Source organism: Belnapia sp. F-4-1 (genome assembly GCF_000802185.1).
In the GTDB taxonomy this organism is placed as follows: domain Bacteria; phylum Pseudomonadota; class Alphaproteobacteria; order Acetobacterales; family Acetobacteraceae; genus Belnapia.
The window spans coordinates 2,457,525-2,472,818 of sequence record NZ_KN676113.1 but is presented as its reverse complement, the minus strand read 5'-3'; the positions used below and the strand labels follow the sequence as shown (position 1 = coordinate 2,472,818).

The window sequence follows — 15,294 nt, the reverse complement described above, 5'->3', positions numbered from 1 at the left end:
GGCTGCCGCCTGTCGCCGCGTCGCCTCCCGCATGCGCCTACTGCGCCGGTGGCAACGCGATCTCGTCCTCTGCAAATCCTCCCGGCGGTGGCGCTTCCATGTTGATCGTCGGTGCATCGCTGGCACCGCCATAGAGCCGTTCCGGCAGCCAGGTCACCAGCCCGGGGAAGACATAAACCAGGATCATGCAGGTCACCACGATGTAGATGAACGGCATGCAGCCGGCGAAGATCTGTTCCAGCCGAACATGCTTGGGCGCCACGCCCTTCAGGTAGAACGCCGCCATGGCGACGGGCGGCGAGAGGAAGCTGGTTTGCAGATTCAGCGCGATCATCACCCCGAAGAACAACGGGTCCACGCCGAAATCGTCGAGCAGCGGTAGGAAGATCGGCACGAAGATGACGATGATCTCGGTCCACTCCAGCGGCCAGCCGAGGATGAAGATCAGCAGCTGCGCCAGAACCATGAAGGTGAACTGGTTCAGCGGCAGCGACTTGAAGAACTCCTCCACCAGCGCCTGGCCGCCGAGATATCCGAAGACCGACGAGAATATCGCCGAGCCGACGAAGAGCCAGCACACCATGGCGGAGGTGCGGGCGGTGAGGAACACACTTTCCCTGAGCTTGCCCCAGGTGAAGCTGCGATAGATCACGGCCAGTACGATGGCGCCGAGCGACCCCATCGCCGCCGCCTCCGAAGGCGTGGCGAGGCCCAGCAGGATGCAGCCCAGCACCAGGGCGATCAGCAGCGCAAGCGGCAGGAAGGAACTCATCAGCGACCGCAGGATGGTCGTGAACGGCACTGCCACTTCCTCGGGCGGCAGCCGCGGCGCAACCTCGGGCTTCACGATGGCGATGCCCACCGCATACAGGACATAGAGGCCGGCCAGCATCACGCCTGGGATGAAGGCCGCGGCATAGAGCTGCACGACCGAGACGCCCGCGGTGGCGCCGAACAGGATCAGCATGATCGAGGGCGGGATCAGGATGCCGAGGCAGCCGCCAGCCGCGATGACGCCGGTTGCCAGCTTCACGTCATAGCCCGCGCGCAGCATCGGCGGCAGCGCGAGCAACCCCATCAAGGTCACCACCGCGCCGACGATGCCGGTCGCCGTGGCGAAGAGCGCGCAGGTCGCCAGCGTCGCCACCGCCAGGCTGCCGGGGATGTTGCCCGAGGCCATTTGCAGGCTGCGGAACAGCCGGTCGAGGATGTTCGCCCGCTCGATGATGTAACCCATGAAGACGAAGAGCGGCACGCTGATCAGCACGTCATTCGCCATGATGGCGTAGGTGCGCTGCACGAGCAGGTCGAAGATGCGTTCCTGCATCCCGAGATAGCCGAAGAACAGGCCCATCGCCATCAGGGTGAATGCGATGGGAAAACCGAGCATGATGAAGAACAGGAAGAGGAAAAGCTGGGTGAGGCCCAGCACGCCATCGCTCATGGGGGTTATCGTCCCGTGTGTTCGTCGGCGGCGCGTTCGCCGGGGATCCGTCCGCTCGCGGCCATCTCGCGCGCCAGGAGCTCGGGGTCCTTCTCGGCGGCGGCGGCCAGGATCTGCTGTTCCAACTCTTCCACATCCGAGAGGCGCTGCGGCCAGGCGCCGCTGCGGATGCATTGGATGCAGCGCACCACCTCCACCAGCCCCTGCAGCAGCAGCAGCACACCGACTACCGGGATCAGCAGCTTGAAGGGCCAGATCACGGGACCGGTCGGGGAGAACATGCTGCGCTCGTTCTGCCGGAAGCTGTCGGCGAAGAAGTGCCAGCCGGAGATCATGAAGGCGAAGATCGCCGGGAAGAAGAACAGTACGAACAGGACCAGGTCGAACCAGGCCTGGGTCCGCGGGGCGAAGTTGCGGTACAGGAAATCACCACGCACATGCCCGTTGCGCGACAGCGCATAGGCGCCCGCCATCATGAACAGCGTGCCGTAGAGCATGTAGGATACGTCGTAGCCCCAACTGGTCGGGGCGCGGAAGACGTAGCGGACGAAGACTTCGTAGACCACGACGCCGGTCAGCACGAGGATTGCCCAGGCGAAGGTCTGGCCGACGAAGGTGCTGAGCCGGTCGATGCCGAGCAGCAGGCGCTGCATGCGCGTCCCCCCATTTCGAACGGAACCCGCCGCCCGGCATTGCCGGACGGCGGGGTTGGCCTGGCGCAGCTCAGCCCTGGCGGGCGAAGAAGTGATTGTAGGAGATCACCGGGCTGGCTTCGTAGCGCAGGAAGAAATTACCGACCCGCCGGCACCAGTCACGCTGGCTGTCGCATATCTTCTTGAACAGCGGACCATTGACCGGGGAGGAGTTATCGGCCTCCAGCCTGGCGATGACCCGGTCCCAGGCCTGCAGCTGCGCATCCAGCACCGGGCGCGGCGTCGGCCGGACACTCACCCCCTGCTGCTGGGCCATGGCCTGGAGGTCGCGCGAGAAGCGGTCCTGCAGCTTCCAGCTCATCTCGGCCGAGGCGGATTCGGCGCCATGCCGGATCACCGCCTTCAGCTCGTCCGGCAGGCTGTCGTACCGGGTCTTGTTGAACAGGATCTCGAAGCTCTCCACCCGCTGGTGGTAGCTCTGGATCATGTAGGTCTTGGCGACGTCAGGAAAGCCGAGGACCCGGTCGGAGGAAGGATTGCTGAACTCCGCCCCGTCGATCACCCCACGCTCCAGCGCCGGCACGATCTCCCCGCCTGGCAGGGAGACGACAGCGGCGCCCATCTCGTTCATGAGATCGGCGGCCAAGCCAACGGTGCGGTATTTCAGGCCGCGGATCTGGTCCGCCCGCTCGATCGGAGTCTTGAACCAGCCGAGCGGCTGGGTCGGGATCGGGCCGGACAAGAAGCCGACCGTATTCACCTTCAGCACGTCCTGGGTGAGTTCGCGGTACAGCGCCTCTCCCCCACCTTGGTAGAACCAGCCGAGCATCTGGTTGGCATCGCCGAACCAGGGCGGCGCGGTGCCGAACAGGCTGAAGGCCTTGTTCTTGCCGAACCAGTAGGCGCAAACGCCATGCCCGCCATCGAGCGTTCCGGCCGAGACCGCATCCAGCAACTGGAAGGCGCCGACCACCGCGCCGGCCGCCAACAACTCCAACCGCAGCCGGCCGCCAGCCATGGCGTTGACGCGGTTCACGTAATCCTGGGCAAACTCGTGAAAGATGTCGCGCTGCGGCCAAGTAGATTGGAAGCGCAGCGTCACGGTCTGGGCGCGGCTGACATTCGGCGCAGCCAGTACGGCCGTCCCAACGGTGCCGATCGCGGCGACCTTCAACAGGCCACGACGCCCAGGAACCAATGTCTCGGTATCGGACATGTTTTCTCCCTGCGGAAAGGCGTCGGGCTTGAAGTGCCCAATCGCCATTGCCTTACCGTTTTAGATAACGCGGCGCCAACCCGACCGCAATGCCATCTTGGGCTACTTGACCAGCCGATCCGATGCAGCGCCAGCCCATGGTTGTGCATCCTGGAATTTTCTCCCGACCGTCACGAATCCGCGACCAATCTCCATTGGACGGAACATGCGGCCCATGAGGGCATCGTTAACTCCAAAAGCCGTGACGGGTAGCGGCGTAACGCCTTCAGGGCACGAGGACGCGGTAGGCAGTTCGTTCGAGAAGCGCCGCCTGAATCTCGAGGACCGCTCAGGTGATCGACAGCGCCGAGTTCCTGCCCGGCGGGCGCCACTTCAGGGCTGCAGCAACATGCGTGACATCGGCGGCTACAGTGCGCAGAGCAGGCGGCGCATTCGCGTGGGCCAGGTATTTCGTGCGCCTTCGCTGGGCGCGTTCACGGATGCGGATCTACCCCGCTTCGTGGCGCTTGGTCTTCGTACCGTACTGGATCTGCGTGGCGTGACCGAGAGCGCCAAGACCCCCTCTCGCCTGCCCTCGTTCGCGCCGGAGGTGGTGAGGCTGCCGATCGAGCGGTCGACTTGTCTCGGCGGGACATCCTGGCGACCGGTCGCGCGACTGGCGAGGACGTCCTGACGCTGCTCGGCCGCGCCTATACGGCCCATGCGTCAGAGAAGCTGCCGATCTACCACCGATTGCTGGCGCTCATCGCCGATCCGATGCGACAGCCGCTCGTCTTCCACTGCTCGGCGGGCAAAGACTGCACCGGTTTCGGCACGGCGCTGTTGCTGCTGGCGCTCGGCGTCGCCTGCAATGATATCATTGAGGACTACCTCGACACCAATCGCATCTGGTGCCGCAAGCACGCCGCCGGAACTCGCCGAGGGGCCCCGTGTGACAGAGGCCCGATCAGCCAGTCACGTCTTTCGCCTGCAGGATGGACGTCGTGAAGACATGGGCAGCGTTCACGCGCCAGCGCGGATCATCCCGCAGTCTTGCCATGAAGCTGCCATGTCCGGCTTGGCTACGGCCGACCAGGCAGCCCGCACCGATGCCGCCAACACGCTCACGCGGCGCGTCATGGCCGCCATGCTGGTCAATGAGGAAGATGCCGCGCTCCATTGGATCACCATTGCGCTGGAAGTCCCTGTCGGCATTCCGTGTCACCAGCACGGGTAGGACCTGAACAAGCGCCTCCTGCTCCAGCGCCGTTCCGATTGCCGTTCGGCCCACAACCCATACGCGATGCTGCCCCGCGGCAAGGCGAGGCGCACCTTCGGGCTCAGCGGGCGTTTCCACTGCTAGGCGGCCCGAGGCGGTCGTCGCGCACCAAGCGCCTACGATTTTCGGGCACCCTCCAGACCCAATGCGCAGCAGCAGCCGCAAATCATCGAAGGCGTCATGCCGGCGGGGCACTTCGCATCCCTGCTCGTCCATGCCCTCGACATAAACAATATTGACGCACTCGGGATGACGGCAAATCCAGTGGTTGCACCGGATCAAAGCTGCGGCGATCCGCCCGGCCAGGCTGTTACCGGGCTTCAGTGGCAGCGCGGGAGCCTGCTGACGCAGCGCGGCGGCGACGGGTGGCGTCAACTCGTTGTTGAAAGGCAGGCAAACCGCAGAGCAGAAGGCGCCGAGCGCCCATTGCGTGACGGGATCGAAGAGGCCATTCGCAGGCGGGTCGAGCAATCCATGATGTGCGAGCCGTGTCTGAAGCTCTGCTACCAGACCGGGCCGGCGGACCAGGCGCGCAGCCTCTAGTGTCTCCGAACCTTGTGCAAAGGCACCCAACTGCTCCATTCACGCTCCAACTTCCGGCATCTTTCAACGCCGGTGAGGCCTTGATGTTCCGAGCAAACAAGCCGGGCGGCTCTGCGTTGCAGCGCTGGACCGGATGGGGACAGGACTGGCTGGTCCGGCGTTTCTCTTCTTGCTGAAGGAAGCATCCCGATGCTGCGTCGCTTCGTGCTCGCTCTGCCCACTCTGATACCTGGGTTGGCTGCATCCCAGCCGGCCGTCCCCGGCACCACCGCCCGCCCGCTGCGGGTTGGCGTCACTCAGGGTGTCCATGCCCAAACCTTCGAGGTCGTCCAGCGGGCACTAGCACAAGACGGCTTCATCACCCGCGCCATTGAGTTCGGCGACTTCATCCAGCCGAACGCTGCGTTAGCGGCCGGAGACCTCGACGCCAATGCCTACCAGCACTTGCCCTTCCTTGAGGCGCAGCGGGCCCAGCGAGGCTATGATTTCGTTCCCGTCGGCAAGACCGTTTTGACGCTGATGGGCGTCTTCTCCCGTAAACATCGCAGCATGGATGCGCTGCCGGCCGGCGGCCGCATCGCTATCCCGAACGACCCGACCAACGGCGGCCGCGCGCTGCTGCTGCTGGCAGAAGGTGGCGCTTTCCGGCTTCGTCTAGGCGCCGACCATCGGGCGACGGTGGCCGATATCGCCGATAACCCGAAGCGGCTGCGCATCATCGAATTGGAAGCAGCGGCTATCGTCCGCTCACTTGAGGATGTGGATGCCGCCGCCATCACTGGAAACTTCGCCGTCCCCGCCGGGCTAAACCCGTTACGCGACGCTCTGGTGCGGGAGACGGCGCTGAGCGTTTACACCGTCCTCGTTGTGGTCCGCCGCGCCGACGCAGAGCAGCCCTGGGCCCGCCGCTTGGCGGACGGCTACCGCGCTCCGACGGTGCGTGAATTCGTCGAACAGGCCTTTGGCGGCGCGGTCATTCCCGGATCGTGATGGTATCTGGGCCGTCTCCCCTCATCCGCATGAAATTTAGCATCTGCAGATGGATGTTCTCGCGCGGTGGAGCGATTCTTAGCACTGAAGGCTCGCCATTCGAGCATGCCGGAGTCCTGCGCCCAGGCCGGGTCGGTCGGGTCCTTGAGGTAGGCTGCAGTGGTCAGTGAACGACGACCCGCATCCCTGCAACTGCACTCCAGCAGGACATGCCAGTCATAGCCCGAATCCCGCTGCGAAGTCGTGCAGCCCCGCTCGGCGATACATCCTAGATGCACATCGCATTGTGTCAGGGTGGTCTTCGCGGCCTCGCCTGGCGCCGCATTCGGGCGTCACGGCACGGTGCAGCATTTGCCAGGCTTCCAACGCAGCTTGCTGCCGTGCTCCTGCTCCAGCCACTCGTCCTGGCCGCAGAGCTCCGGCCCCGTGTTGCCCGCCAGCAGATGCCCCGGCTCGCTACCCATTTCCGGTGGCGGTACCACCAACGCCTCGGCCTAGCTGCTCAGGGTAGAGTGGTCTGGCACCGACGGATCGAGGCCAAGCAGTCGCAGATGTAAGCGATCAGCCCCTTCGTCTGACGTAACGCCAGCCGGAACACTGTCTATAGCGTCAGGGCTGTGGCTTTCGCCAAGGCTGAATATGAGGACTGCCCACTTGGCCACTATGCGGCCCGGCGCTTAAGGCTTCGGCCACCTCGGGCGTGAACCAACTCGTCAGGCTGCCGCGAGCTCGCAGGCCGGCATCGTATTCAGCTCGTTGAGGACCGGGTGCTTCCGCTTCGGGATGTGATGCCGCCGGATGGCGTTCACTTCGGACAGCACGAGAGATGAACCCTGCCTAGTCGAAGGGACGCGCCCCACCAAAACCGATCCAAAGCCACCAGGGCAGGCGACCGGTGCAACAAGATCGTTGGGCGATGGAGGGTTCAGTCGAGACAGGTAAGCCAGGTGCTTTATCGGGACACACAAGGACCAGAACGCCTTCGCGCCGCCGGCGTTACGGTTGGCCGGCCATAAAGGCCATGAGGAAGTAAAACGATGTCCGAATGCCCGCCCCCCGTGATACCTCGCCGGCAGACGGTCAGGGTTGGACTGGGCTTGGCACTGGGAGCTATGGCTCCTGCCGTCCATTCTGCCCAGGCACAGAAAACTTCCGTTGGGCGGCCCATTCGGCTCGTCGTCCCCTACCCGGCTGGTGGCGCCGTGGATTTGGTAGGACGCCTGTTCTCGGAGCGCATGGAGCCGATTCTCGGCCAACAGGTGGTGGTGGACAACCGCTCCGGCGGAGCCGGCATTGTCGGAGCTGATTATGTCGCCAAGGCTCGCGCGGACGGCACGACCCTCGGCGTGATCGGCATGACCACACTTTGTGCCTACAAGACGCTCTACAGCCACCTGCCCTTCGATCCTGAGGCCGACTTTTCTCCGGTCAGTCAGCTGAGCGCGGGCACTGTTGTATGTGCCGTCAACAAGCAAGCCGCCACACGGCATGGCTGGACCGATTTCCGCCACATGGTCACTTGGGCACGCAACAATCCGGAGGGATTGCGCTTCGGTACCGCGGGTGTGGGAAGCACTGCGCACCTGACCATGGCGGCGGTGCAGAAGGCTACCGCTGTACGAGGATTGCACGTCACCTATCGTGGGGCCGCCCCTGCGGTTGCCGACCTGCAGGCTGGCGTCATTGATATGATGTTCGAGCTGACGCCGGCCCTGATGCCGCTCATCTCCCAGGGTGAGGTGACAGCGCTGGCCGTTGGGAGCGCACGCCGGATCGCGTTGCTTCCCTCCGTCCCCGCCATGTCGGAATTCGAAGACCTTGGATTGGGAACGCTCGACATTGGCGCCTGGGAGGCGCTGATGGCTCCTGCCGGAACAGCCCCGGAGATGATCAAGCAGCTGCATGCCGCGGCCCTGCGAGCGGGCAGTGATTCCAAGCTAGGGGAAAGGATGCGAGAGGTTGGCTTCATCGCCGAACCGTCTGTCACGCCACAGGCGCTCGTCGATAAGATCGAACGTGAGACGCCGATCTGGCGGCAGCTCGTGGAAGCCTCAGGCGCGAAGCTTGACTGACGGACGGCATCTTTGCGGCGTATCAGCCGGGATGGGCTGTTGAACGATCCGAAGCCCGGTACGCCGCGCAGAATTGGCGATGACTCGATCGTCGATACCACTCGCCGGACGCTAGAAGTGCCACCGGTTGGGGCCACGCTCTGGTCGTGCTGGCGCCCGCCTTACGCTGACTGACGTGTCCTGGGTCGACCAGGTCGAGCGCCGCTTCGTCCTCCCGACCAAGCGCCAGCTCCGCCGCGACGTCCATCGCCCCAAGAGCATCTAACAGAACCACTGCTGGACGAAGCGCCAAGCGATGGTGGCGGAGGCGAGGGTGAGGAAGGCGGCGTGGATGTCGGCACGCCGCTCGTAGCGGATCGCCAGCCGTCGGAACTGGCTGAACCGGGCCAGGGCGCGCTCCACGACCCACCGGTGCCATCCCAACCTGGCAGCTCCCGATGCCGCGCCGTGCGATCCGGGGCTGGATGCCGCGGAGGGTCAGGGCCCTGCGGCAGCGCGGTGATCGTAGGCCTTATCGGCATGCAACTTGCCGGGTCGCCGACGGGGCCTGCTCCAGGACGGAGGCACGACATCGACCACCTCCTCCAGCGTCACGCTGTCATGCGCGTTCGCGCCTGTCAGGCGGACCGCGAGCGGGATGCCGTTGGCATCGGTAAGGACATGGCGCTTCGACCCCGGCTTGCCCCGGTCGGTCGGGTTTGGCCCCGTTTGCGTGCCCCCCTTTTTGCCGCAACCGACGCGCTGTCGAGGGCGGCGCGCCGAAAGTCGATGGCGTTACGCCGCCCCAGGCGGTCGAGGACTGCACGCTGGAGGCGGCCCCATACGCCAGCCTCCCGCCAGTCGCTCAGTCGGCGCCAGCACGTCATGCCAGACCCGCAGCCCATCTCCTGGGGCAGCATCTCCCACGGGATCCCCGAATGCAGCACAAAGAGGATGCCGGTAAGGACCGCACGGTCGGGCAGCGAGGACGGCCGCCCTTCGGTTTCGGCGGCTCAGGCGGCAACAGCGGCTCCACCACCACCCAAAGCGCATCGGGGACAAGGGGCCTGCTCATGCCACCCAGCACGCGCCATACCCGGCTTCGTTAGGTGCTCTAAATCGGGACATGGCGAGGTGGCGGCGGACAGTCCCGGGTGCATCAAGCAGTCCTTCAAGATGCACCGTCATGGCGGACAAGGATCCCGCCTACCCCTTTGCCATTCAGCAGACGAAGGCGGATGGCAACCTGTAGAGACGCTCGCGGCCATGCCAGATCAGGTTTCTCAAAAACACCGCGGAACAAGGCCACCGGCACGTAATACAGTTGGCCCGGGACCTGGCTTCGGTAGCTTCCAGGCGGCGTGATAGACACTGGCAGGCTACGAGATGATGGTGGGTAAAAAGACAGTTTTGGAAGATCGTCGGACGCGACGTGCGGGACAAACCTTTTTTGTTGCAAGTTGTCCCAGATTGCTGCTTGAGCGCCTGCCATCCAGGCCGTTTGCGGTTCGCCACGAATTTCGCAAGACTACCGCAATTTGCAACCGCACTCCGCCGTAATGTAAAAATCGGCGAGGCGCCCCAAGCTGTAAGGCGCCTCTGTGATGCATTTGAGCGGAGGTCATCGAAGCCTTGCATGTCTGCCCGATTCACCGCAGCGACCGCTTCATGGACTGCCTCGTCCGCGGGCTTGAGGTGGTGTCCGAATGGTGCCTGATGCCGAGGAAGAGACTCGTCAATCGGCACCGAGAGCGGCACGACAACGCCAGAATGCCTGCGACGGCGGTGCATGGTCCCAAGTCGATGGCACCGATCGCAACACCCAACATGATGTGGGGTTTGGCTGGAAAGTCTCCTTTCATCTACTTGCGCATGCTGAACATCAGGGCTGCCGGAGGCATCTTCGACGCAAACGGCAGCTTCCAGAGCCACGCGGGCGACACCTATCCAAAGGTGGATGTTTATCACTGCCCTACAGCGACGGCCGGTTCGATCTCTCCCGCCTGTCGCGTACGGTCGTGCACGTCCCCTACCCAGTGCGTACCAAGTGGGAATGTTGCAGCGTCCCCGCTCACGGCGGTCGCCCATGCTTCACCCTACCCAATGTGGCGGTCTGCTGCCTGTCTCATGACCGGAGGAAGACCCTTCAGCCATCACGGCGCTCCGAGGGCGAAGCCATACGATCGCCCGCAGAAATCGACCTTACGACGGTGCTGGACATACGCTCCGCAGAGAAACCTCGAGCGGCTTGCGGTCCGGCATACGTGGTAGGGTTCCCAAGGCTTGTCGCGGAGTACGGCGTCGCGCGGCGTCCAGCGGGCAACGCTACCTTTCTCTCGCCAAAGGGACAGCGTGTTGGACAAATCCCTTGCCGCCACTCCGTATCGAAGCCGTGGAGCCGAGAAGTCCCCGCGAATACTGCTTGGATACGGTCAGGTGGCGGAGCTTGGGCTAGGTCAAGGTCCATTTAACATGGCTGCCATCGGCATCGCCCAACGACAGGATGGTCCGCAGCTTGCCTTCCGGACTGTCCAAATCGCATGATGATAGGCTTTTTTGTAAAGGCGTAAAAATGGGTGAGTTGTTTGAGCAGGTCGTGCCCGAGATCTCTCTGGAGTGGACTGGTGAACGGCTGACCGGAGGGGCGGGTGCGCAAGTTGAGATCGAGCACCTTCATCGTTACCTGCTCGCGCGCCAGCTCGCCCGTGGCTTGGATGTCCTCGACGTCGCCTCCGGCGAAGGCTACGGCAGCGCGTTCATTGCCCAGACCGCGCGGTCGGTTGTCGGCGTAGAACTCGATCCTGCCTCTGTTGCCCATGCCGCGCGGTCGTACCGTGCTCCAAACCTCCGCTTCGTCGAAGGAGATGCCCGCGTCCTACCGGTACAAGATGCGAGCGTAGACCTCGTCGTCTCGTTCGAAACGATTGAGCATTTTTACGAGCACGAGCGTTTCCTGTCCGAGATCCGCCGCGTTCTTCGACCGGGGGGACAGCTGCTTATCAGCTCGCCCGAGCGAGACGTATACTCTCCCGCTGGCACACCGCCGAATCCCTTCCACATCCATGAGCTGACACGGCAGGAATTCGCCACGCTTCTCGGTCGGCACTTTCGCCACATCCAAATTCAAGGACAGAGAACTGTAGTCGGCTCGGCCCTTATCTCCGAGGGTCAGGGAACGAACGGTCATCTCACCTTTGAGCGGCGCGGGACACGTTTCGAAGCGAACGACGGACTACCGCGTCCTGTATACCTTGTCGCGCTTGCGTCAGACGTCTCCGAGCACGACCTCCCGAATAGCCTGTTTGTCGAAACCAGCGCGATCGAGGTCTTGCTGACCGAAATACCGGCGCTACGCGAATTGAGCAAGCAGCGATCAGCGGCCCTTGATGAAGCCGCCGTATACGTGCGGAAACTGGAAGCGGAAATCGCCGAACGCGACCGTGCTGCGGCGGAGACGGCGCTCGCGGCTCAGCGAACTCAGCGCGAGCTGAACGAGCAGTTGTCAGCGGCCTTCGGTAAAGCCGACGCATACGCGCGGAAATTGGAGGTGGAAATCGCCGGGCGCGCGGCAGCGGCAGCGGCAGCAGCGACAGCAGCGGCGACGGCGGCGGCGGCGCTGGCGGCAGAACGAACTGCAGCGCGGAAGTCTCGTGAGACTGCTGAAACGGGACGACTTCGAGCGGAGCAGGGGCTCGTAGCGGCGCTTTCCGAAACCCAAAGGCTGAAAGAACTCATCGATGTACTTGCTGCCGAAAGCGAGGCGCGAAGAGTGGCTTTGGTAGCCGGAGCGCGCTGGGCTCGCGAGATGGAAGTTATAGCCTCACGCGTCCCGGAGCTGGAGGCGCAGCTCCAGACCATGGCTTCTCGTGTTCCAGGGCTCGAGGCGCAGCTCCAGACAGTTCTTTTCTCAGGAACCTGGCGCGCCACGCAACCGATCCGCAAGGCGCTCGAGCACAGCCCCGGAGTGCGCCGCGTCGCACGCCGCGCGGTAAAGGCCGTTTGGTGGACAGTCACGCTGCAGCTTCCAAGCCGTTTGGCCTCGCGGCGTGCAGCGGCCGCCTCGCTTGCCACACTTCACTCTCCTGTTCCTCCTGCGGACGAAGCCAGACCGCTCCAATTAGAAACTCATGGCACAGCAGTTTCGGACCACCAGCCGACCGACGCGGTGTCGCCAGAGCCGCTGGAATCCTCTCAGCCCGTGCCCACTCCCAACGCTGCGCCTGAGGCCAAGGCGGTGCTGGGCGGCTTCGCGGCCGAGGAGCTGCGCGAGTTCCTCGCCAGCGGCGAAAAGCTTCGCTTCGAGCACTTCAACGAACCTGAGGTGTCGGTCCTCATTGCCGTTTGGAACAAGGCGTACTTTACCCTCCGCTGCCTTCGAGCGCTGCTCGCCGCGCAAGAGCGACTTGAAGTGATCGTCGTCGATAACGACTCGACGGACGAGACAGCCGCCCTACTTGCTCAGGTAGAGGGCATCCAGGTCATCAGAAACAAGGTGAACGAAGGATTTCTGCTGGCGACGAATCGTGCCGCTGCCGCTGCGCGAGGGCGCGACCTCCTGCTCCTCAACAGCGACGCTTTCGTCAGGCCTGACGCGATCAGCGCCGCTGTTGCAACCCTACGCTCCGCCCCCGACATTGGTGCCGTAGGCGGCCGCCTCGTGCTTCCGGACGGGAAGCTTCAGGAGGCTGGCTCCATCATTTGGTCGGATGGCAGCACGCAAGGATATGCCCGCGACGCGGTGCCCGAAGCAGGCGAGGCGATGTTCCAACGTGACGTGGATTACTGCTCCGGCGCCTTCCTGCTCACGCCGCGCGCTACCTGGGAGCGGCTTGGTGGCTTCGACCAGATCTACGCGCCCGCTTACTACGAGGAGGTAGACTACTGCCTACGGCTACGCGAGATAGGCCTTCGCACCGTCTTCGAGCCGGACGCGGTCGTAGACCACTTCGAGTTCGGCAGCGAAGGTAAGCGAGGTGACGCCGTCGCACTCTCGATGCGGAACCGCAGGACGTTCCGCCATCGGCACGCGACTCGCCTCCTGACTCATCATTTCCCGCCCGCGCCGGGCAACGTCCTCATCGGGCGTCATGCTACCCCGGCACGCGCCCGCCGCCGTCTCCTTGTGATGGATGATTTCGTCCCGCTGAACTCGCTTGGCTCAGGCTTCCCGCGCCTCCGGGAGATTCTTGCCGCCATCGCTGCAGCGGGTTGGTCGGTGACTTTCTATCCAACGAACCAGGCAGAGGTGGACTGGGCCGCAACACGCCGCGAGATCCCGCGGGAGATTGAGATCGTCGTCAATGGCGGCAGCCCGGGATTGGCTTCCTTCCTCGCAGCGCGCGCGGGCTATTTCGACGCGGTTCTCGTCAGCCGCCCTCACAATATGGCCACCTTGAAGCAGACCGGCGGGGCAGACATTCTTGCGCAAAGCGGCACACGCGTGATCTATGACGCGGAAGCATTGTTCTCGTTGCGGGAGATTGAGCAGGCGAGGGTCCTGGGCACGCCCCTGTCACGGGAGGAAGCCGACGGGCTGATCCGCTCCGAACTAGCACTCTGCGCAGGGTCGGACGCCGTGGTGTGCGTTTCCGAGGAGGAGGCGAAGGTCTTCCGTGAACACTTGCCGGAAACCGCGCCAGTGCCGATTTGCGTCCTCAGCCATCCGACAACGGCCCGGGTCGGGGCGCCGGGCTTCGACGCACGTCATGGTTTTCTTTTCGTAGGACGCCTGCTGGAGAAAACAGCCCCGAACTGGGACGGCCTCTTGTGGTTCATTCGGGAGTGTTGGCCGGCGGTCCGCGAAGCGTTGCCTGGGGTCACTCTTACCGTCGCAGGCCGCGTTCATCAGGAACACGAGGAACTCCTCCAGCCAGGGGTTCGCCTCGTCGGCTCCGTCGATAACCTTGGGCCTTTGTATGATGCTGCCCGCATTTTCGTCGCACCAATCCGCTTTGCTGCGGGCGTCCCGATAAAGATCTTGGAAGCCACAGCGGCCGGCTTGCCCTGCGCAGGCACGCGTTTGATGGCGCGCCAGATGACCTTCGACGCGGGCGTTGAAATGGTGGCTGAGGACAATCCTGAAGCACTCGCTCGCGAGGTCGTTGCCCTGTACGGAGATGCAGCGGCATGGACGAGCATGCGAGACGCGGCGGGGGTGCGTATAAGTCGTGAACACGGCGCCGACCACTTTCGGCAGGCGCTCCGGCGTGTACTCGACGAGCCGGCGGACGCTTTTGCGAAGGCCGCCTGCATACGGGTCGAAGAAACATCTGCCGATCAAACCCACGAACCCCAAAACGATGCCCGGCGCATCGCGCGGGTCGCCGAGGTCTGGGGCGGTGCCCTTCCCCAACCGAAGCGAAGCAGTAGTCGCGCTTCCCACTCTCCTATCCGCTAGTGAAGGCAGCGATGAACAGGAGGGGGCGACGGGGGATCCGGAACACGACGGTTACTGGATCCTGCGTAGCATCATCCCTGCGGCGAACCGAGCATTGCCTGTTCCGCGAACCGTATCGCTCTGCTGCGGCGTAGGGGCTGTGGAGCGGGATCTGGTCCGGAGAAGGTTGGATTGCGCGGCGGCGAGCGTGACTGGCACTTGATGTTCTGTGCCTTCGATGAGCGGCCGCGCTAGTTTATCTCGCTGAGCCTACGCATGTGTTCCGCGTCGGTGCTGCTGTCAGTGACGGTGCTTGATCGAGCTTGGTGACCGCACCGTCATGGCAGCGCGGAAGGCCAGCGCGAGCATGGCGTGGGTGACGTGCCAGCCTGTTGCATGGGTCGATAAGCGGAGCGCATCGAGTCCGCCTTCAGCATGCGGTTCGGCACATTGGCGACGATGGCCACTTCGGTGATCCGGTGGTCCTCGGTCCGTAATGCAGGCCGTTTCCAATGACGTACTTCCATCTCGAGATGTCGCCCCCAACGAAAGCGCGTAAGTTGCACCCCGATGACCTCCGTCAGCCCATGCGGTCGTGCCCGGCATTATACCGCAGGTGCGCATCGTGCTCCGTGGCTTCGGCCATCGCGTGGCATCGCAGGCTTGGAGCCATCCGACTTCCGAACACGCATAATGATATGTTATAACATTGCGCAATCCCTGTGTGGCTGCTAAGGGGCAGCATCACCGTTCGGATTGTCTT

Annotated in this window: 10 protein-coding genes and 1 pseudogene; 5 read left to right on the top strand and 6 right to left on the bottom strand. The window is 63.9% G+C overall.

Translation table 11 applies throughout. The annotated features are described in order from the left end of the window. Nucleotides 1–37: 37 nt before the first annotated feature. The 3 genes from LH62_RS11760 to LH62_RS11750 all read right to left on the bottom strand — a co-directional run bounded on the left by LH62_RS11760 (nucleotide 38) and on the right by LH62_RS11750 (nucleotide 3,313). The gene (locus tag LH62_RS11760) at nucleotides 38–1,444 is read right to left on the bottom strand and encodes a TRAP transporter large permease subunit (RefSeq protein WP_043361466.1); all 1,407 of its coding nucleotides are present in this window, start codon (nucleotides 1,442–1,444) and stop codon (nucleotides 38–40) included. A 5-nt stretch (nucleotides 1,445–1,449) separates the two neighbouring features. Next, complete coding sequence (locus tag LH62_RS11755; protein ID WP_052214260.1) at nucleotides 1,450–2,097, bottom strand: TRAP transporter small permease subunit; 648 nt, start codon at nucleotides 2,095–2,097, stop codon at nucleotides 1,450–1,452. A gap of 70 nt (nucleotides 2,098–2,167) precedes the next feature. Continuing rightward, nucleotides 2,168–3,313, bottom strand: coding sequence for a TRAP transporter substrate-binding protein (locus LH62_RS11750; RefSeq protein ID WP_043361465.1), 1,146 nt, complete (start codon nucleotides 3,311–3,313; stop codon nucleotides 2,168–2,170). Between the two features lie 205 nt (nucleotides 3,314–3,518). Here LH62_RS11750 and LH62_RS32710 point away from each other — a divergent pair, with 205 nt between their 5' ends. Beyond that, nucleotides 3,519–3,986, top strand: coding sequence for a tyrosine-protein phosphatase (locus LH62_RS32710; RefSeq protein WP_082012520.1), 468 nt, complete (start codon nucleotides 3,519–3,521; stop codon nucleotides 3,984–3,986). Beyond that, on the top strand, nucleotides 3,932–4,300 hold the full coding sequence (locus LH62_RS32345) for a tyrosine-protein phosphatase (protein ID WP_052214258.1): 369 nt from the start codon (nucleotides 3,932–3,934) through the stop codon (nucleotides 4,298–4,300). The genes LH62_RS32710 and LH62_RS32345 overlap by 55 nt, the downstream gene beginning before the upstream one ends. On the opposite strand, the gene LH62_RS30310 is transcribed toward LH62_RS32345, so the two are convergent. After that, nucleotides 4,260–5,153: a peptidoglycan-binding domain-containing protein gene (locus LH62_RS30310; protein ID WP_144404459.1), complete on the bottom strand. Its 894-nt coding sequence runs from the start codon at nucleotides 5,151–5,153 to the stop codon at nucleotides 4,260–4,262. The genes LH62_RS32345 and LH62_RS30310 overlap by 41 nt on opposite strands. A gap of 150 nt (nucleotides 5,154–5,303) precedes the next feature. Between LH62_RS30310 and LH62_RS11740 the strand changes: the two genes are divergently transcribed. Then, nucleotides 5,304–6,104: a MetQ/NlpA family ABC transporter substrate-binding protein gene (locus tag LH62_RS11740; RefSeq protein ID WP_043361462.1), complete on the top strand. Its 801-nt coding sequence runs from the start codon at nucleotides 5,304–5,306 to the stop codon at nucleotides 6,102–6,104. A gap of 332 nt (nucleotides 6,105–6,436) precedes the next feature. On the opposite strand, the gene LH62_RS32340 is transcribed toward LH62_RS11740, so the two are convergent. Further along, on the bottom strand, nucleotides 6,437–6,568 hold the full coding sequence (locus LH62_RS32340) for a hypothetical protein (protein WP_255359991.1): 132 nt from the start codon (nucleotides 6,566–6,568) through the stop codon (nucleotides 6,437–6,439). Between the two features lie 573 nt (nucleotides 6,569–7,141). On the opposite strand from LH62_RS32340, the gene LH62_RS11735 reads away from it, so the two are divergent. Next, nucleotides 7,142–8,176 (top strand): tripartite tricarboxylate transporter substrate binding protein, encoded by a 1,035-nt coding sequence (locus LH62_RS11735; RefSeq protein ID WP_082012519.1) that lies wholly within the window; start codon nucleotides 7,142–7,144, stop codon nucleotides 8,174–8,176. A gap of 261 nt (nucleotides 8,177–8,437) precedes the next feature. Here the strand turns inward: LH62_RS11735 and LH62_RS29320 are convergent. Next, a pseudogene (locus LH62_RS29320) lies at nucleotides 8,438–9,230 on the bottom strand (IS5 family transposase). Between the two features lie 1,440 nt (nucleotides 9,231–10,670). Between LH62_RS29320 and LH62_RS29315 the strand changes: the two are divergent. After that, entirely contained in the window at nucleotides 10,671–14,552 is a 3,882-nt protein-coding gene (locus tag LH62_RS29315) for a glycosyltransferase (RefSeq protein WP_160299826.1), read from the top strand. Nucleotides 14,553–15,294: the final 742 nt, after the last annotated feature.

What these genes read in the sequence shown, in the direction of transcription:
- LH62_RS11755 (WP_052214260.1), bottom strand. Translation starts at nt 2,097, where the DNA reads ATGCAGCGCCTGCTGCTCGGCATCGACCGGCTCAGCACCTTCGTCGGC.
- LH62_RS32340 (WP_255359991.1), bottom strand. Translation starts at nt 6,568, where the DNA reads ATGGGTAGCGAGCCGGGGCATCTGCTGGCGGGCAACACGGGGCCGGAG.
- LH62_RS30310 (WP_144404459.1), bottom strand. Translation starts at nt 5,153, where the DNA reads ATGGAGCAGTTGGGTGCCTTTGCACAAGGTTCGGAGACACTAGAGGCT.
- LH62_RS11750 (WP_043361465.1), bottom strand. Translation starts at nt 3,313, where the DNA reads ATGTCCGATACCGAGACATTGGTTCCTGGGCGTCGTGGCCTGTTGAAG.
- LH62_RS11735 (WP_082012519.1), top strand. Translation starts at nt 7,142, where the DNA reads ATGTCCGAATGCCCGCCCCCCGTGATACCTCGCCGGCAGACGGTCAGG.
- LH62_RS32710 (WP_082012520.1), top strand. Translation starts at nt 3,519, where the DNA reads ATGCGGCCCATGAGGGCATCGTTAACTCCAAAAGCCGTGACGGGTAGC.
- LH62_RS11760 (WP_043361466.1), bottom strand. Translation starts at nt 1,444, where the DNA reads ATGAGCGATGGCGTGCTGGGCCTCACCCAGCTTTTCCTCTTCCTGTTC.
- LH62_RS11740 (WP_043361462.1), top strand. Translation starts at nt 5,304, where the DNA reads ATGCTGCGTCGCTTCGTGCTCGCTCTGCCCACTCTGATACCTGGGTTG.